General features: G+C 40.4%; 17 protein-coding genes and 1 pseudogene. 6 read left to right on the top strand and 12 right to left on the bottom strand.

The features are described from left to right. The first annotated feature begins 8 nt into the window (after positions 1–8). Together ACFFRD_RS07565 and ACFFRD_RS07560 are read left to right on the top strand one after the other, a co-directional pair. Entirely contained in the window at positions 9–1,190 is a 1,182-nt protein-coding gene (locus ACFFRD_RS07565) for a low temperature requirement protein A (protein ID WP_392481004.1), read from the top strand. Positions 1,191–1,480: 290 nt separating this feature from the next. Next, on the top strand, positions 1,481–1,699 hold the full coding sequence (locus tag ACFFRD_RS07560; RefSeq protein ID WP_012411184.1) for a hypothetical protein: 219 nt from the start codon (positions 1,481–1,483) through the stop codon (positions 1,697–1,699). Between the two features lie 409 nt (positions 1,700–2,108). On the opposite strand, the gene ftsH3 is transcribed toward ACFFRD_RS07560, so the two are convergent. The 3 genes from ftsH3 to ACFFRD_RS07545 form a co-directional block, all read right to left on the bottom strand. Further along, positions 2,109–3,950, bottom strand: a complete 1,842-nt coding sequence (gene ftsH3 / locus ACFFRD_RS07555; protein WP_012411183.1) for an ATP-dependent zinc metalloprotease FtsH3 — start codon at positions 3,948–3,950, stop codon at positions 2,109–2,111. 113 nt (positions 3,951–4,063) lie between these two features. Further along, the gene (locus ACFFRD_RS07550; RefSeq protein ID WP_392481003.1) at positions 4,064–4,858 is read right to left on the bottom strand and encodes an aminotransferase class IV; all 795 of its coding nucleotides are present in this window, start codon (positions 4,856–4,858) and stop codon (positions 4,064–4,066) included. 34 nt (positions 4,859–4,892) lie between these two features. Next, positions 4,893–5,678, bottom strand: coding sequence for a hypothetical protein (locus ACFFRD_RS07545; RefSeq protein ID WP_392481002.1), 786 nt, complete (start codon positions 5,676–5,678; stop codon positions 4,893–4,895). 403 nt (positions 5,679–6,081) lie between these two features. Here ACFFRD_RS07545 and ACFFRD_RS07540 point away from each other — a divergent pair, with 403 nt between their 5' ends. From ACFFRD_RS07540 to ACFFRD_RS07530, 3 genes are all read left to right on the top strand, one after another. Then, positions 6,082–6,540 carry a hypothetical protein gene (locus ACFFRD_RS07540; protein WP_392481001.1) on the top strand — a complete coding sequence of 153 codons (459 nt, stop codon included), beginning with the start codon at positions 6,082–6,084 and terminating at the stop codon, positions 6,538–6,540. Positions 6,541–6,666: 126 nt separating this feature from the next. After that, the gene (locus ACFFRD_RS07535) at positions 6,667–7,542 is read left to right on the top strand and encodes a hypothetical protein (protein WP_392481000.1); all 876 of its coding nucleotides are present in this window, start codon (positions 6,667–6,669) and stop codon (positions 7,540–7,542) included. Beyond that, positions 7,542–8,489, top strand: coding sequence for a hypothetical protein (locus ACFFRD_RS07530; RefSeq protein ID WP_392480999.1), 948 nt, complete (start codon positions 7,542–7,544; stop codon positions 8,487–8,489). Before ACFFRD_RS07535 ends, ACFFRD_RS07530 begins: the two co-directional genes overlap by 1 nt. 7 nt (positions 8,490–8,496) lie before the next feature. Here ACFFRD_RS07530 and ACFFRD_RS07525 read toward each other — a convergent pair. The 6 genes and pseudogenes from ACFFRD_RS07525 to ACFFRD_RS07500 form a co-directional block, all read right to left on the bottom strand. Then, a pseudogene (locus ACFFRD_RS07525) lies at positions 8,497–9,622 on the bottom strand (IS630 family transposase). Positions 9,623–9,789: 167 nt separating this feature from the next. Beyond that, positions 9,790–11,028 (bottom strand): acetate kinase, encoded by a 1,239-nt coding sequence (locus tag ACFFRD_RS07520; RefSeq protein ID WP_392483029.1) that lies wholly within the window; start codon positions 11,026–11,028, stop codon positions 9,790–9,792. A 137-nt stretch (positions 11,029–11,165) separates the two neighbouring features. Then, entirely contained in the window at positions 11,166–11,297 is a 132-nt protein-coding gene (locus ACFFRD_RS07515) for a type II toxin-antitoxin system HicA family toxin (protein WP_392480998.1), read from the bottom strand. Positions 11,298–11,385: 88 nt separating this feature from the next. After that, positions 11,386–11,595, bottom strand: a complete 210-nt coding sequence (locus ACFFRD_RS07510; RefSeq protein WP_094330857.1) for a type II toxin-antitoxin system HicB family antitoxin — start codon at positions 11,593–11,595, stop codon at positions 11,386–11,388. Between the two features lie 139 nt (positions 11,596–11,734). After that, positions 11,735–12,364, bottom strand: a complete 630-nt coding sequence (locus ACFFRD_RS07505) for an FMN-binding negative transcriptional regulator (RefSeq protein ID WP_114086154.1) — start codon at positions 12,362–12,364, stop codon at positions 11,735–11,737. A gap of 91 nt (positions 12,365–12,455) precedes the next feature. Beyond that, entirely contained in the window at positions 12,456–15,086 is a 2,631-nt protein-coding gene (locus ACFFRD_RS07500) for a DNA polymerase III subunit alpha (RefSeq protein WP_392480996.1), read from the bottom strand. A 193-nt stretch (positions 15,087–15,279) separates the two neighbouring features. Here ACFFRD_RS07500 and ACFFRD_RS07495 point away from each other — a divergent pair, with 193 nt between their 5' ends. Then, positions 15,280–16,572 (top strand): dicarboxylate/amino acid:cation symporter, encoded by a 1,293-nt coding sequence (locus tag ACFFRD_RS07495; RefSeq protein WP_392480995.1) that lies wholly within the window; start codon positions 15,280–15,282, stop codon positions 16,570–16,572. A gap of 19 nt (positions 16,573–16,591) precedes the next feature. Here ACFFRD_RS07495 and ACFFRD_RS07490 read toward each other — a convergent pair whose 3' ends face one another. The 3 genes from ACFFRD_RS07490 to ACFFRD_RS07480 all read right to left on the bottom strand — a co-directional run bounded on the left by ACFFRD_RS07490 (position 16,592) and on the right by ACFFRD_RS07480 (position 18,601). Then, positions 16,592–16,771: a hypothetical protein gene (locus tag ACFFRD_RS07490; protein WP_114086151.1), complete on the bottom strand. Its 180-nt coding sequence runs from the start codon at positions 16,769–16,771 to the stop codon at positions 16,592–16,594. Between the two features lie 349 nt (positions 16,772–17,120). Then, positions 17,121–17,411 carry a hypothetical protein gene (locus tag ACFFRD_RS07485; protein WP_392480994.1) on the bottom strand — a complete coding sequence of 97 codons (291 nt, stop codon included), beginning with the start codon at positions 17,409–17,411 and terminating at the stop codon, positions 17,121–17,123. 128 nt (positions 17,412–17,539) lie between these two features. Next, a complete protein-coding gene (locus ACFFRD_RS07480) occupies positions 17,540–18,601 on the bottom strand; it encodes a hypothetical protein (RefSeq protein WP_392480993.1) in 1,062 nt (353 codons plus the stop codon). Positions 18,602–18,664: the final 63 nt, after the last annotated feature.

Below are 18,664 nucleotides of genomic sequence, written 5' to 3'. Positions count from 1 at the left end.
TTAGCACTATGGCAAATTTTCTCCAACCGCCAAGATTACGCATTGGTGAAGACACTGAAGAAGAACGACGCGCCACTTGGCTAGAACTTTTTTATGATTTGGTTTTTGTAGTTGCAGTTTCTCAACTCGCCCACAATCTCAACGAGGATGTTTCTCTATCAGGATTATTTGGGTTTGTAGTTCTATTTATACCGGTTTGGTGGTCATGGATTGGTACCACATTCTACGCCAACCGTTTTGATAGCGATGATGTAGGACATCGACTGCTGATTGGTATACAAATGCTCACAGCAGCAGCAATGGCTATTAATATCCACCACGGTTTGGGTGAGAGTTCCCCTGGTTTTGCCATTTCTTATGCTCTCGGCCGGGCTGTGCTTGTAATAGAGTATGTCCGTGCTGGAAGACATATCCCCTCCGCACGTCCTTTGACTACTCGCTACGCTATTGGTTTTGCGATCGCAGCCTTGCTTTGGTTGATATCAGCATTTGTACCCATTCCTTGGCGGTTCGGATTTTGGGCATTAGGAATCATTATTGACTTTGCTACACCTTTAACAGGATACAAGTTTCAAATAGGGTTACTTCCCCATGCCTCCCACTTACCAGAACGTTTCGGGCTATTTACCATTATTGTCTTGGGTGAAGCAATCATTGCAGTGGTCAATGGTGTTTCTGAGCAGAAATGGGATATTTTAACTGTGATTTCTGGCGTGTTTGGTCTGATTATCGCTTTTAGCTGGTGGTGGGTCTATTTTGATAATTTGGGTGGTAAACCTATTGAGACGGCGCGGACAGAAGGAAAGGTCGGTGTTGTCAATCTCTGGTTATACACCCATTTACCGCTAGTGATTGGGATTGCTGCTGCTGGAGTTGGTGTAGAACAAATTTTATTGAGTAAGGCAACTTTAGCGCTACCCGATTCCCAGCGATGGCTCATCTGTGGTTCAGTAGCATTATGCTCTCTAGCTGTGAGTATTCTTCACCGATTTGGAGTGATCCGCTATTGCAAAATTCGTTCCCAGTACCGACTAGGGGGTGCAGTTGTGCTGCTAGCGATCGCTATCTTTGGCAAAGGTTTGTTACCTGTTGCAGTCATTGCCCTTGTAGCAGTAGTTTCTGCTGTCCAAGTCGTTCAAGATTTGTACCAGAGTCGTCCCACTACCCGCTTGGTTGACCCGGAAATTTAGTTTAGGGACTTCCAAAAAATAAATTATCCAAAATTATTTGTCCATTTGTAGGGGCGCACAGCAAGCTGTGCGCCCTTACTCAATTCATAGCTGTCTATCAGAGGTAGCAGAACCAAAGAAGGAATGTCATCATTAGAAGATGTACTTTTAGGTATTTAAGTCAAGCAAGAGAAATATTTATTAATATTATAAATAGGCAGTGTAAATTCAACGGTAGGAGTCAGAAAAAATTCTTAGTGGCAGGTATTTCGGATTAATCATCAAATTTCTCAACAACGGGATAGAAGCTCATGAAAGACCAGAAACCATCAGACTCTAAGCAATTCGTCGGAAATCTCAAGAACGGGATTTGGCTGTTTGGACTCTCATCCTGGGTATTTGGGATTACCGATCGCAGTATTGCCTCATTTGCGGATGGCTATCTATCAGCTTTAGACTTGACGCAACTATTCACTGCGGCTACATTCTTTGTGGCGTGGCTATTTTTGAAACCGGCATCCAGAGTTTAAGATCGGCGGCTGGTTGAGTATCGAGTCACTCTTAACGCTAGTACTCTCAAGATTCGGAAAGTTAGGGTATCGTCAGAGTTGGGTAAGCAAGCTCGTGGATTGTACTTATGATGGGTTCGGGAATTTTTCACTATCCAGACTTCTCAAATTGTTGCTAGATTGGATCTTTTTCCTTTTGAGGTAAGAGTTATAGCTTTTTTGATTTGGGTGTATCTAAAAAAATTTTCTAATTTTCCGGAATTGATTATGCTCAGGTGGTAGTCTCTATCAGACAAGCGATTTATACTGAAACTCTATAACGAAACCTTCGGGGTATATAACCCCATATTAAAAGCCCGGTCTTCATGACCGGGCTTTTATTAACACTTAGGAGTTAGGAATTGTTCTTAACTCCCAACTACTAATTAAATTAGGCAAAAGCAGCAGTTGTTACATCGTTATTCGATAGAATTTCTTGTAACTCTTCGGCATCTACCGTTTCTTTCTCAACCAACATTTGGGCGATTTGATCTAAAATGTGGCGGTTGCCTACTAACACTTCTTTAGCGCGTGTATAGGCTACATCCACAAGTTTGCGGACTTCTTCATCAATAGCGGCGGCAGTTTCTTCAGAGAAATCACGCTCTGACATGATATCCCGTCCCAGGAACATATTACCTTGCTGACGACCAAGGGCGACTGGGCCTAAGCGATCGCTCATCCCAAATCGGGTAATCATCTGACGCGCAACCCGCGCTACTTGCTGCAAGTCATTAGAAGCACCAGTGGTAACTTCTTCTTCACCAAAGATTAATTCTTCAGCAATTCGACCACCCAAAGCCACAGCCATCTGATTTTCTAGATAAGCGCGGCTGTATAAACCAGTATCCATCCGGTCTTCGCTAGGGGTAAACCAAGTTAAACCACCTGCGCGACCACGAGGGATGATGCTAATTTTCTGTACTGGGTCATAGTCGGGCATTAAAGCACCAACTAAGGCGTGACCAGCTTCGTGATATGCCACCAAGGTTTTGCGCTTTTCGCTCATTACCCGGTCTTTCTTCTCTGGCCCAGCTAATACGCGATCGATCGCGTCGTTGATTTCATCCATTGAAATTTCAGTCAAATTCCGACGTGCTGCCAAAATTGCGGCTTCATTCAACAGGTTTGATAAATCTGCACCAGTAAATCCAGGGGTACGACGGGCGATTTTATCCAAATCCACATCTTTCGCCAAGGTTTTGCCACGGGCATGTACCTTGAGGATTTCGCTGCGTCCGGCGTAGTCGGGACGGTCTACCACAACTTGACGGTCAAAGCGACCAGGACGCAACAGGGCTGCATCTAGAACATCAGGACGGTTGGTAGCGGCAATGATGATGATGCCAGTATTACCTTCAAAGCCGTCCATTTCGGTGAGCAACTGGTTGAGGGTTTGTTCCCGCTCATCGTTACCACCACCTAAGCCGGCACCCCGTTGACGACCTACTGCGTCAATTTCATCGATGAAGACGATACAAGGAGCATTGGTCTTAGCTTGTTCAAATAAATCGCGGACGCGGGATGCACCCACACCGACGAACATTTCCACAAATTCAGAACCGGAGATTGAGAAGAAAGGTACACCAGCTTCACCAGCTACGGCACGAGCTAGGAGGGTTTTACCTGTACCAGGAGGGCCAACTAATAGTACACCTTTAGGAATTTTTGCACCAACGGCGGTAAAGCGATCGGCGTTTTTCAGAAAGTCTACAACTTCGTTTAATTCCAGCTTGGCTTGGTCAATACCAGCTACATCGCCAAATGTCACCTGAGTTTGTGGTTCCATTTGCACTCTGGCTTTGGATTTGCCAAAGTTCATCGCTTGGCTGCCTGGGCCACTTTGAGCGCGACGTAGTAAGAAGAATAAGCCAACCAAAAGCAATACAGGGAAAAATAAGCTGCTCAGTGCCTTAAACCAAAATCCTTCGTCGGTTTGGGGCAATACAGAAATATCAACGCCTTTAGAAGTCAGAGTATTGATTAGGTCTGGATCGTTGACTAAGGTAACAATCCGTTTAGCTGGGTCATATTTGGGTGTAACCAGTGCTGTGGAGCGATCTGCACTCAAACTGACTTTTTCTACTCTGCCTTGCTGAACTTCTTGAATAAAGCGACTGTATCGCCATGTCTCTCTGCTTTGGGGTTGTTTGTCAAAAAATGCCGTTCCCAGCGCAATTACGACAATAAACAGCAGCGCGTAGAGCCCTGCATTTCTCCATCTTTTATTCACTAAGGTCTATCCTCCGGTATTTTTCGCGCAATCGCCTAGCTTCTCTGCTCGGAAAGGTGATTATTAAGAATTATGTTAACTTATCTTAAGATATAACAAATTTGGCGTGGTTGTCATGCTAAAAAAAGCTCCCTTATTAGCTGAAAACTATGATGGTGGGGATTACATTGTAGCGACCCTGAAGGCTGATTAACGGTATGAATGGGAATAATTTCTACCACACTATTAGTGTAGGCGATCGCTTCAAATCTCTGGACTAACTCGGCACTCCAAGTTTCTTCTCGCACTGGCTGTTGGTGCTTTTGCAACCAGTTTACAAGTTGCGATCGCCCAATTCCGGGCAAAATTCCTGCCTTTATTGGTGGCGTATACCAACTGCGATCGCACCATCCCCAAAGGTTGCCTGTACTGGTTTCTAGCCAATTTCCTTGAGTATCGACTAATATTGCTTCTTGAGCATCTGAGCTAGTTTTTGCCAACCAAGCACTCAAATAATTTCCAGTTTTATGAGAGGGGAGAGAACGATAAAATTCAGGGCTGGCAACAGTGCATAGTACACCATTATTTTGTTTTTCTGTCAAATCTTGTGGTAAAAATCTACCTGTTATCCATTCTCGTCCATCGGGAAAAAGGGTAATTCTGAGAATGGGGAAGTGTGCAAGGAGAATTTGAGCGCCTCGAAGTAGACGTTTCCAGTCTGGTTGCTGCCAACCAAAAGTTTGGATTGAGAAAAGTAAGCGATCGCAGTGTGCTTGCCAATTAGTTAAATTACTATCCAGGGAGTTCTCATAAACCCGCAATGTGGTAAAAATAGTTGCTCCATAAAGTAAACCTGGATCGTTAATGTTTAGTTCTAGGGTTTGAGAGTGAATTAATTTACCGTCATACCAAAACATATTATTTGTCATTTATTCAATACTCAATGCCCAATGCCCAATTTGCTTAATCTTTGGGGGGAAACATAATTTTTTTAGTACCTTCAGGAGTTGTAATTACCTTTCCTCCCAAATCTTCAATCTCTCTAATTGCGCGTTTTTGAGTTCTCTCATCAACTTGATTATTTAAAACTATTGCCCAGGTAGCAATTTGAGCATATTTGCTGTTAGGATTTCGATTCAGAAATTCAGCAGTTTTTTGAGAAGTATGAGCAATCATCTGACTTTCTGGATCTGAAAAGTTACTAGCCCAGTTTGCCGCCGTTGCAAAAGACTGTTCGGCTGCTTTAGCGTTGCCTAAAAATAATAATTCATCAACTCCTTTATAACGCCATACGTAATAAGACTTTTCGGGAACAAAGGGGGATAGTGATTTTAAGCCTTTCTCTGAGAGTGCGATCGTGCGTTCTGGCATAGCAGCATACAATGAAGTACTGATAGAAAGACTCCGATATGCTGCTAAAAATCGTGGGTCACGTTCTAAAATTACTTCAAAATATTCTGGACTTAAACTGTAACCTGTTTTATCCCGAACTTTATCATCTCCGAAGTACTGTAAGAAATTGAGATATACCAAATCTGCAATTAAATTATCATAACCAAAATTAGGCATTTTTTTGAGAAAATTCAAACGGAGATGTTCTGAATTTATTTCTTTTTCCAGAGTCTCTAAAGAGGCAGATTGTTTACTATCTATAAGTGTTTGCAATTGAGGGAATTGAATCAAGCCAATTCCTAAAATAGACACACAAATTATAAAAGGTGTAGCTATGGCTTTACGCTGCAATAACATATTTTTCTTGTCTTATCAGGCAGAAGCAACTCATTATATATAATATACTTCTTATAAAATTACTCAGCTATATAGTCACACAAGAGTATCCATTAAGCAGCTACTATCACAGTCTATCTTTACCTCAAGAGATAGTGAAAACAGGTAGAACCGCAAGCCAGTTAAAAGTATTATATTATACATAATGCGAGGGTGCGTTTTGCAAAATCCAAATAAAGTATTTTCTTTTTTGAGATGAAATTAGCTGTTACAAATTCTAGCTTTACTTCTCTTAAGCAACAAATTCTTAAATTATTAAGTTCATTTGATATTACTGAGTTTTGTTAAGTAACAGTAGTAATATTTAGAACATCATTTAGAATAAAATTTTGTTCGCAATTAGACCTGTTGTGTGCTTAATCTTATGCTAGATACTGTAGTTACGAACAACTTGGAAAATAATGGTCTATCCATTCAGGCAAAAAATAGTGATTTTAAAACAATAGTTACTAATCTTAATGCCGATAAAAAAGGACTGGATGTTAATGAAATTATTGATGCCATCAAAACAGTAATAGTTGAAACCATTGATTTAAAAATTACTACTTGGGTAGCAGAGTCATCCGATCAGCCACAAAATGAGATAGAAGAAGCCAAACCAGGTAATCGAATATATACCCGAATTAATCTTGTTACTGGTGATATCCACAATGAGATTGGTAGTCAATTTACTGATAGTGGGCCCTATAAAGAAATTCGCGAATTTCATTTGACTCAAATTAGAGATGGTCGGGAGATCATTCACAAGAACATAGAAAGTGTCGAAAAATTGTATGGATTTTTTATGGAAATCGTAAAAAATCACAAAAAATCAGAACTTTAAGTATTTTTTGTTAATTACCCATTTAAGCTAAAGTAGCTACCGAAACCTAGCCAAATCGTTAGGTTTATTTGCTTGTATCTAGCTATTCATACAATGCTACAGCCAGAACTGTGAGAGGGTGAAACTATGTCTAATAAGATTCAAACTAAAGACCAAAATGGTATTAAGACTCGAAACCAAAATATTGCTCAACCTCAAGATATTCAAAACCAAGCTAGAGACTTATTAAACAATTTAGTATCTTCTGTACAGACATTAGTTTCTGACATCACAGCCTTAGAAGTAAATACGATGGTTGTAGATAGAATTAATGCTTCAAAGTTTAATGCTTGGGAGGCATATCAAGAAATTTATTCTATACACGATCCAGACTACTTTGAGGCAAAAGGTATTCCAGAAGAAGGTTCTCAAGCTCAAGAACTTCATAAGCGTTATATAAGTCTATTTAACCAAATTGAAAGAGAATATTTTTACCTTCTTCTTGAAGAAGGTTCAGATTTTTATAATCCACAGGATGAGCGGGTAAAACGATATCGCCAGAGGCTTGAATATGCGAAGAAGCATCAACCAAACCTAGTCGAAGCCGATCAGGAAAATGTGAAGCTAGCTCAACCAATACTACCTGCTCCAACTCCCGTTCTTGATGACAAAGATGGAAACAATCAAGAAGATTGGATTGAAACTTTTAAAGAGATTCAAAGACTTTTAAATAATGATAAATTTGTTCGTACCTTACGTAAAATGTATGAACTTAAAGCTGCACTTGATGGTGGTAATGTGAAAAGTACCAAAACTGATATTATTTTTGCTCAAACTGTCATGCAGTTAGATGGAGATATTATTACTCGTTACCATAAAGAACTGTTTACTCTATCTGAAGACGCTAAAAATCTCATCATTAATACACATAATCAAGGAGTTATTTCTGGAGAAAAGCAGTGGCGTGGAACATTTAGTTTTTTGATTAGTTTGGTACAGGGTATCGCAAATTTATCTCGATAATGAACGCCAACATAACAAAAACAGACAACAAAGCTGATGTTGTACTCTCTCTATTTCTACAAGTTCCTCAAGGCGATCGCTTTGAACTTAAGGTTGAGCGATCGCAGTGTAGTTTTTACCTAAATGAGACAGTTGTAGAACAGATTCAGCAAGCACAAAAAACTGGTGTTTCTCTATACATTCCGCCAAAACTGATAATTCCTCTTTGGTATTACGCCTGTTTCGGCAATAATGTTGTGTTTGGAAATAAAAAAGAAGTTACAGAAAAAGAAGTTAGTAATTTTTTTTACGTTACTGTTATAGTCAATATTATAAAATCTTTTCTGAGTAAAACCGCACCGGGGAAAGCAAGTTTACAGTCTGGACTCACCTTTAATTCTTACTATGAGCAGCCTGAATCAGTTTCAGATGCTTATAAAGAGAAAGATATCATTTTGCAAAGCACTGTCCTTCTTCATGGTGATATATTCCACAAAATCAAGTTGGATTTTATGCAAAATTCCAACTGTCCAACAATTATCTCTGCTCATTATTGGCTAACTGAACAAATACTAAGTTGCTTTCGCACTAAACTAAATCTACTAGTTTGGGAGATAGCTTCGCTGTTTCCTGCTGGTTTGGTCGTCTCCAGTTTATATACAGCAAATGCAATACTATCAATATTTGCTTTGATAGGCTTCACTATACTATTTGCTACTACTCGCTATGTACTTATAAATCAGCTTCAAAGACGTACTTCCATGAACTCTCAATTTATAAATTGGTTGGCATGGACGCTGATTTGTATTATCCCTATCTTTGTTGTTAGCGCTATTCATAGTTTTAGGGATGTTAATGCATTATTTTTGTCATTCTTGTCACTTATTGCCCCAAAAATTTCAGAGTATATTTTAAATTTTATAAGACCAAGAGCTGGAAAACTGATCCTACGTCGGTTACTAAGCTAATCGGCATTTAAATTGCAATATAGGCACTATTGCCCTTGTTTTTTATATTTCGATGCCACTTAATGACTAGCTCACCCTGGTTCAATAGCCTATCGAGTAAAGACTTTAACTCATCTACTGATTGAAATAGACGATGAGCAATGTATTCCTTACATGAATACCAGACTAATTCGATGATGTTGTAATCAGGACTATATGCAGGCAAAAACTCTAATACGAAATTAGGGAGTTCCTGGGCGATTTTAACGAGAATGTCCTTACGTTTATGGAAACTAGCATTATCTAAAATTAAAATAATCTTGGGGCCAATCTTCTGAAAATCATCGTTGCTGAATCCAGAGCTTATCCACTCTTCTTTAATTAATTAATTTATTTAGTTGCTGTAATTGCTCATAAAAGATATCTCCCTCACCTTTTTTAATAAAAAAACATACTCGTTTCCGATCTCCTTCTCGGATTCCTCCCATAACATTGACCCGACCACGCCGACGTTGCCCTGTAAGATTTTTGCGTTTTCCTCGCTTACCCCAATTTTTACGGCGAATCACACGTAAACTGAAACCGCTCTCATCCCAAAACCATACCTGCATCCGCTCTGGTTGCTCTCTTGCTATTGTCAAATATTGGGCAAGCTTCTCTTGGAATTCTGCTCTAATTAGAGGATCTTGTTTAGATTCTAAATCATACTTAGCCCAAATATAACTATACTTTTTTCGCTTTAATATCCTCCTAACTTGAGAACTACTTAAATCAATTCCTGTTTGTTCTGTTAAATATGTTGCTAATCTTTCTGCTGTCCATCGACAAAATTCATAACCCAAATCTGATGGTTCTCTATCAACTGTTTTTAATAACAGTTCAATATATTCAGGCGTGGCTTTTCGGTTATGCTCATACTCTCGTTTATTATGTAAACTTTCTAGGTTATCTGGATCTCCATGCATACACCAATAAGCAACAGTTCTGGGCGAACAACCTAGAAATCTAGAAATTTCTTGTTGTGTTTTGCCATCGTTTTGGAGCAGAATAATTAAAATTCTTTCCCTTACGTGCGGTAGTTCGCTCTCCTTAAGAGCCTGCTGTAGCTGAGTAACTTGTTCTAAAATTAAAAAGTTTTTGGCTGGTGGTGGCATACTTTTTTCAATCGGCTCTGCATTTATATTATGCAGCTTAAATGCCGATTAGCTTATCGAACGTAGATTAAGCATAATGCAAAACTCCTCTACAAATTCTTAAGAGGAAACTCTTAAACTAAGCTAGTTTAGCCAACTCTTACAAGGAGTTGGCTTTTTGATAATTTTTAGTTTTTCAATATTTGCCAACAATGTTGAGCGATCGCCCAATCTTCTTGAGTATGAATAACTAATACCCGTACTGTTGAGTCAGTTGTAGCAATATCCTCATCCACAGGCTGCTGTTGATTTTTCTGAAGATCAAGTTTCAATCCCAAAAAACCGAAGGCTTCACAGGCGGCTTGGCGAATTTCCGCAGAGTGTTCACCCACACCTGCTGTAAACACCAAAGCATCTAATCCACCCAAACTGGTAAGCATTGCACCGATACCAGAACGCAGACGATGCACGTAGATATCCCATGCCAATTGAGCGCGGGAATTACCTTGAGCGTTGGCGTAGCCCGTCGTAGACATCGCTTCTCTCACCTCACGCATATCGCTAGATACACCCGAAATTCCCTTTAACCCAGAAGCTTTATTTAATATCTCATCCAACTTTTCGACGGAATAATCGCAGTACCGCAACAGATAAATCAAAATTCCCGGATCAACTGAACCAGAACGACTACCCATCATCAATCCTTCTAAGGGCGTGAATCCCATTGTGGTATCAATACTGCGGCCGTTTTTTATCGCCGCCAAAGAGCAACCATTACCCAGATGACAGGTAATTAACCGCTCAGGTGGAACATCTTGACCAAGGATTTGGGCAGCACGTTGAGAACAGTATTGGTGACTGATACCATGAAACCCATAGCGACGAATACCTTGCTCTACCCACTCATAAGGGCCGGGATAGATTGCGGCTGCATCTGGGAGAGTGGCATGAAATCCAGTATCAAAGACTGCTACTTGTGTAACATCTTTTAAGATTTCTTCAATTGCTTCTATACCTTCCAAAGCTACTGGATTATGTGCTGGAGCGAGGTTAGATAAGCTAGCGATCGCCTTTTTGACATCCTCCGTAATTACCACACTATCTCGATAATCCTGTCCACCATGTACTATCCGATGCCCCACCACATCGATATCTGACAACCGATCTATTACTTTGGTAGCGCCATCAATCAGAGTATGAAGCATATAGGTGAGGTGTGCCTGTGGGGAATCATCAGAGATAGTTTCTTGCAGTGTTGCACCTGTAGCAGTTTTCACCTCAATTTCTGCCACACCGCGATATTGAGTCCAGTTGATTTTCCCTTCCCAAAGGGGTTGAGATGCTTGGGTGGAGAAAGCCTCATCTGTAATCTCATACAGACAACTTTTTTGGGTACTCGATCCGGCATTCAGCACCAATATCTTCATAGGACAACATAAAAACATGACCTCCTTTGATCATGTCACTAAATGTAGCCTAATGCTTCTAGCCTATACGCATAATATGCGGCAAAGGTGTGTTTCCAGCGCTAAAATTTTGTTGAATTATTTTTCAAAGCGATCGCTCACAAATTTTCTATGAACTCTTCCGGTGTAACTTGCGCTTGCTTAAGAATGCCACTCAATGTCCCTAGCTTCAATTCTTGATGCACGGGTACAACACAGCCAGTTGTGCCTTCCGGCGTTTGCTTCTTCATCACAACGTGACTACCGGTTTATCGAATTTGTTCAAAACCCAAACGCTCCAATGCCCGAATTGCCTCTCTACTTGAGATTCGTGGCAACTTAGGCATAGGTGATCTCAATGCTGGTCATATACCTTGGAGATGTTTCAGGTAGAGGAAATTCCTCTAAGTAAAGCTGCGTTGCCTCTCTCAAGCTAGCAATTGCCTGTTCGATTGTCTCTCCCTGATCAACCGTACCAACTTCGGGACACTCAGCTATATACATATCGTCCTCTTTATAAATGAGGACTGCAAAGCTGCGAGTTTTCATCGTACTGTATCCTCAACCCTTTTTATAGCAAGCATAGCATCACCCTTTCTCTATAAAGATCGCCGCTAATGAAGCAGCAACCCCCTGATTAGTGGCACATTTTCAGCCAGAAGACTTTGATATTCTTTTTCGGAGATGTCTAATACTCATTGGATTCAAGGTTTTGTTTCATCTCGGCACCGACGGCACGAGCAGCCGTATCTGAACTTTGTAGCAGTGTACTTGACACATTGTGCTGCTCAACTTGGCTTCGGTTTTGACTAAGTTTATACTTACCTTCCAAGCGTGTAACAGTTATTTCAAAACCTACAATGCCATTCATCAGACCTTCACGAAATCCGTCAGATAAACCGTGCCAATGGGATTTGTAGTCAGCTTCGTAGGTGTCTATCATCTCGTTTATCATTTGGTTCATTGATTCTGGGGAGTCATTGAGCATAATGACTTTGGGAATACCATACGCGTGAACCGCAATATAGTTCCACGTTGGTACGCTCTCATGCTTTTCATATAAGGTAGGAGAAATGTAAGCGTGCGCTCCGGTGAAGATAGCAAGTAACTCAGTACCAGGGGCTTGCGATTGAGGATTTTGCTTTGCCAGATGACCGATTAATTTAACAGTATCCCCTTGCATTGAAATGACGAGAGGAACGTGTGAAGCATAAGGTACACCGTCTATAATCGATACCAACGTAGCGAAACTATTGGCTCTCATAAAGGCGATCAATTTATCAACATTATCTTCTTGAAAAGCGGTTGGTCTATACATGGCGATTTAAGCTCACTATCAACTTATAAAAGTCCTCTAGCTCTCATTCGGATGGCAAGCGGAGAATGCTGAACTCTGACTGCATCTTTTCTTAATTCGGCAAACTATCTACCCGCATCAAATCCAATTCTCGCTCAAATATTTCATCAATTGGCAACATTTGACCATCAACAGTCATAAATTTATGGTCTTTTGTTGCCCGAATTATTGAACCATCTTCCAAGCAATACTCAAACACCTGTTGTTGTCCGCGATCGTGCCACTGTGCTATGGGTTGCGTGTAAATATTCCCATTATTATCAACGCTATACACAGTACATTCAATACGTTTTTCTACAATTTTACCAATCGGCAGAAATCCATATTCTACTGTCAATATTTCCGTTTCATAGCTTAAACAATATTCAGCAAACTTCAACATTTGCTCAAATAATTCATCAGCAACTTTTTTCGGAACACCATTTTTCGCTGCGCCATCTACGAATTTTTCTCGCTGCTTTTGCATCTCAGAAACTTTCTTTTTACCCATCGCCCGACGCAGCAAGTCAGCTTGTCCTAAAGAATATCCAGCCATATCCTGAGCAATTTTCATGATTTGCTCTTGATAGACCATAATTCCATAAGTTTCGTCTAATATTGGTTCTAAAACAGTGTGTTGATAATCAATATTTTCTCGACCATGTTTGCGATTAATAAACTTAGGAATCAGCCCCGCATCTAATGGTCCCGGTCGATAAAGTGCCAAAATCGAAGAAATATCTTCTATATTAGAAGGCTTCAAATCTCGCACTATCTGACGCATCCCAGAAGATTCTAATTGAAATATCCCTTCTAACTCACCTGCTTCTAATAATTCATAAGTTTTTTGTACATCTTTAGGTAAGCTGCTATGTTCACCTTTAGCTAATATCTTCTGGGCTTTTCTTTCCTGGCGAGGAATTTCATCAGGATCGACCCGATATCCTCTCGTTTCTTGAATCAAATCAACGGTCTTTTGAATCAGGGTCAGGTTCCGTAAACCCAGGAAATCCATTTTCAACAAACCCATTGATTCCAGGTCCTCCATGAAATACTGGGTAATCACGGAACCATCATTATTCTTCTGTAGCGGGACAATTTCATCAAGTGGTTCGTCTGAAATTACCACCCCAGCTGCATGAACACCAAAGGTTTTGTTAGTTCCTTCAATTCGCATCGCCATATCAAGCCAATGGCGAACATGGGGTTCTTTATCATATCTTTCTTTAAACTCTGGTTCTGGAGTTTTATCGGAAACCATCACCTTGAGTTTTGTTGGTTTTCCCCGCACTACAGGAATTAATTTCGCCATTTTGTCAGCTTCCCCGTAGGGAATATTCAATACTCTGGCGACATCTTTCAAAACTGCTTTAGAGGTTAGACGGTTAAAAGTAATGATTTGAGCAACTCTATCTGCACCGTATTTCTCAGTGACATATTCAATAACTTTATCCCGTTGTTCAATACAGAAATCTGTATCAATATCAGGCATTGATTTCCGTTCGGGGTTCAAAAAACGCTCAAATAGTAGCCCATGATGCACAGGGTCAATATTAGTAATTCGCATTGCATAAGCAACTAATGAACCAGCCGCCGAACCCCGACCTGGCCCGACAGGAATGTTATTATCTCTAGCAAATTTAATATAGTCCCATACAACTAAAAAGTATTTGGAAAAACCCATCTGCTGAATCATTTTCAGTTCGTATTCCAATCTTTCTTTATAGACGGAATCGACTTCCTGGCGAGATTTGCGATTTAATCGTTCTAAAAGTCCATTCCATGCAACATCTTCGGCGTAAGTGTCAGCAGTATGACCAGAGGGAATGGGGGGTGTAGGAATCTGAGGCTCACCCATGATATGGTAAGGCTCGACTTTATCAGCGACTTCTTCAGTAGTGGCTACAGCTTCAGCAATCACATCATCCGGCAAATGGTCACGAAATAGCTGCCGCATCTCCTCACCAGATTTGAGATACTCTGTGCCGCTATAACGCATCCGCTTATCTTCAATAATTAATTTGCCAGTTTGAATACATAGCAAAGCGTCGTGGGCTTCAACGTCAAAACAAGAAATAAAATGTGAATCATTAGTAGCAATAATTTTAATGCCTAGTTCTCTAGCAATTTTAACTATTTCAACATTCACAATTCGGTCTTCTTGGGAGCCGTGGTCTTGAATTTCTAGATAATAATCATCACCAAATACATCTTTATACCATTGGGCAACTTTCCGGGCTGCATCTGGTCGATTACTGAGAATCGCTTGAGGAACTTCTCCACCTAAGCAAGCACTGGTGACAATCAGACCCTCATGGTATTGTTTTAGTAAATCTTTATTAATACAAGGACGTGAAAAAATTCCTTTGCCTTGAACACCTTGAAGATGCGAAATTGTAGTTAATTTGACTAAATTTTTGTAACCTTTGGTATTTTTAGCTAAAACGACTTGATGATATTTTGGGCGACGTTCTTGTTTTTCGATATCGCCATTAATTACATACATTTCATTGCCGATAATCGGCTTAATATTTTGACTACGGCAGATTTTGATTAGTTCAACGGCTCCATACATGACACCATGATCGGTAAGGGCGATCGCTTTCATCCCCAGTTTGATCGCTTGATCCACCAACTCTGGTAGCTGACTGGCCCCATCTAGTAGACTGTAGTCACTGTGAATATGTAAAGGCACAAAGGACATAAGCATCTCCAACCACAAGCCAAAATATCTTTAGGGGTCTACCTTGTGGTATACCCTTTCAAGCCGGATTTTGCAAAGCAACGGAATATTACATTAGCAGTTTTTACCTAAAATTAAAGCTGTTCTTTTTCCGAAATTGTCACTGTCATCAGTGTTGTTTTAATAGTTACAGCAGTTAACCAGCATCTAACTAATGAGTGAAACAGAGAGTACTACTTCGCCTGAAACCAAAGCTAGCCCTTGGTGGCAGCGTATCCCTCTCACATTGCAAATTCTCATCGCCCTAGTAGCCGCAGTCAGCGTTGGAATTGCCCTTGGTGCAGGAAATCCCAATCCCAGCAATGCCACTTTAATCAACAACTTAGCAATTCCGGCTGAGTTGGTGCTAAAGGCTCTCCGCGCTCTAGCTACGCCCCTGATTCTGGTAGCAGTGCTGCATACCTTAATGACTACCGATATCCCCGGTACAGCCGGACGGCGGCTGGCAGTGCTACTTTTGACTAACACTACCGTAGCTATTTTAGTGGGACTTTTGGTAGCGAATGTGCTGCGTCCGGGAACTTGGGGCAATGTAGCTACCTCAACAACTACAGAAATACCTACTCAGAGTCTCGATCCTTGGGGAATACTCAAAGATGCTGTACCCGAAGCTGTCCTGAAGCCATTAGTTGATAATAATGTCATTCAACTAATTGTTATTGCCTTAAGTTTTGGCATCGTCCTGCGGGGCTTAAAATCTGAACAAATTGTCCAAGGAAAAAAAGGATACCAGCCGATAGAGGATGTCATCGGGATTTTGTTTGAGGCGGTAGTCGGTGTCCTCAACTGGGTAATTGCTTTAGTGCCTTTCGCCGTCTTTGGGATTGTTGCTAAAACAGTTGCTATGCAAGGATTTACACCGTTTAAATCTTTGGGTGCATTTATTCTGGCGGTGCTGTTAGCGCTGGCATTGCAGGCGTGCTATTACCTCACTAGAGTAAAATTTGGTTCTTGGGTACCCCCGCTAAAATTCCTAGCTGGCGGTTCTGATGCTTTTTTGACAGCTTTCTCAACTTCTTCCTCTGCGGCGGCAATGCCCGTAACTTTTGAGGTTTTGCAAACAAAAGTTGGTTTAAGAGAATCTTCTGCTGCTTTGGGGGCATTAGTAGGGGCAAATTTCAATAATGATGGCACTGCCCTTTATGAAGCAATGTCTGCGTTGTATATTTCCCAACTAATTGGGCAACATCTGACTCTAGGACAGCAGTTAATTGTCATCCTGACCTCGATTTTTGCATCTGTAGGTGCGGCGAATATTCCCAATGCTGGACTGGTAACGATGACACTAGTGTTCACTTCTGTAGGCTTACCTACCCAGTACATTGCTTTGCTAGTTACCATAGATTGGTTTTTAGATCGCTGCCGCACCGCGATTAATGTTATGGGAGATATGACTGTCAGTGCTTTACTTGACGGCAAAAAGCCTCGTTCTTTAGACGAGGCTTAGTTTGAAGCTTTTCAGGTAGCTAATGCTGTTGGGGTCCTTTGGCATCACATTCTTTAGCCCAACAGCGTTCTAGAAGTCGAAGCCGCCAGATCAATGCAAAGCGTTGGGGATTCAATACTAATTTAGTATCGTGACTAAATAAAGGCTGGTTCAGATACTGCCAAAGGGGAAATTGAATTTTGGTGTGTTTTGGAGTCATAAGAACAACAAATATTATAAAAGTTTAGCGACCATAGTCGGCATTTTGTCTAGCAATTGCCTGATAGTGTTTTTCTAGTTAAAGGCTACACTGCGTTTTTGCAATTGTCTTGGTGGCAATTGCGGAATTTCAGCAAGTGAATTTATATTATTTCCGCTTTAATACTGAAATTGCACTCACCCCTGACCATTGATGACATCAGTTGAGTTGTCAAAACCATTGATATTAGAGTTGTCGGAAAATTAGGACGATAAATTTCTGAAAGCCTTATATAGTAAGCGTTTATAGTATTTCGTACAGGAATAGCTGTAACCTTTACCTGGTAATCTTTACAGCCATTTTTTTGTTATTACCCGACAAGTCTATTATTTTTCAGGTCATTCAGAAAGGTGACTGTGTTTTTGTTGAAGATGTTGCTTTGGGTGGAGTTGGCCTTCAGGATATCAAAGCTGTCACTAATTGTAGTTGTCCCATTAAACAGAATATTACCCACTGCTGATAGGTTATCTAGTTTTTCTAGAGCAAAGTTTTGTAGGATAAATTTTTCATCAGCCATCCCTTCAAAAGTGATTTCCAGATTGTTACTATTCTGAGTGAGTAGTAGATTTCGGGTAGTTAGAGGATATTTTAAAAGTTGCAAAATATATCTTCCAAACCTCTCCTCAAAAGTTAAAGAGGCTTTAAAACCCCCATTTCCTTGTAGGGAATAGGACTAGGGGGTTAAGTTTCCGACACTTAGAAGTTAGCAATCATACTTTTCAAACAACTTTAAGTCAGCTGGTCTTGTTTTCTAGAATCAATAATGTGGATTCCTATATCTATACCTTTAATATTGCAACTTATGTACGACAACAGCGCATAAATAAAGATAACTATGCCCAACATCTCTAGGACTTCTTCTATAGTTGTTATGAAGACATAAACCATGTTAAAGGGGGTGTAGTAATATTCATAGTATCCACCTACCAATTCACTCACAATTGCACCCGCTACGTAGATTGTTCCAGCAATGAAAAATAAGCGTCGTGTCTTGCCAGGAAGAGTAGCGACAAATCGCCCAAATACTAGCAAAAAGAGGAGTACGAAGATAGCACCCGCAATCACCCAAGCGTAGTAAAGAAAACCACTAGTATTAAATGCACCTCGCAGTGGTGCAGTTAGTCTTTCATGAAGACCGATCAATTCATCTAAGAATAAACCAGCAAAAACTATTGACAATCCTCTCCATGCCCAGACATCTTTATTCTTAGCTAACCTCTGAGCTTGGAAAATGATCTCCAGCAGAATAGAACAAAATAGTAAAGCTCCTCCAGAGTAAATTGCAGGAATATTATCCTCGCTGTTGAGATCGAATAGAATGTTAAAGATATCTCTCCCAGGGAAGTCAGGTAGATAGTAGACATTGTAATTAGCCAAAAGACTAATAATAGCCAAGCAAAGTACCACGCCAAGCAGGAATTTGAGGGTTTTGTTGGCAGAAAGATATACTTTCAATTTATGCGGTGATTGCAACGCTGCGATCGCATCTTCTGGTTTTATAGAACTTCTTGGCTCAACTACAGATATCCTGTCACTCTTAGCATTGTCTGAATAAGACTGGTTTTTGAGGATCTTGCGTCGCTCTGGCAATACAACTTTTGACATGAAGTACTCAATGGTTTGCTGCTTAACAAAACCATGCATTGCCAGAATTTTTCCCAACTGCTCACCACTCAACTCTTGTGTCTTGAGTGCTATGTCTAATTCATCTGGATTAATTAGTTCAGCTTCAACTAAATACGTCCCAAGCGGCTTAAGCTGAAAACCTTGTGTGTCTATTTTCCTAATCAATTAGGATCTCCTTCTTTTTGCTGCCTGAATGTAATAAATTTTTAGGCTTTTAGTCATGAAACA

It is taken from the genome of Nostoc sp. C110 (assembly GCF_043099725.1).
GTDB classification, from domain to species: Bacteria; Cyanobacteriota; Cyanobacteriia; order Cyanobacteriales; family Nostocaceae; genus Nostoc; species Nostoc muscorum_A.
Note: the sequence above shows the minus strand (reverse complement) of the source record. Positions and strands in the feature narration are given on the sequence as shown.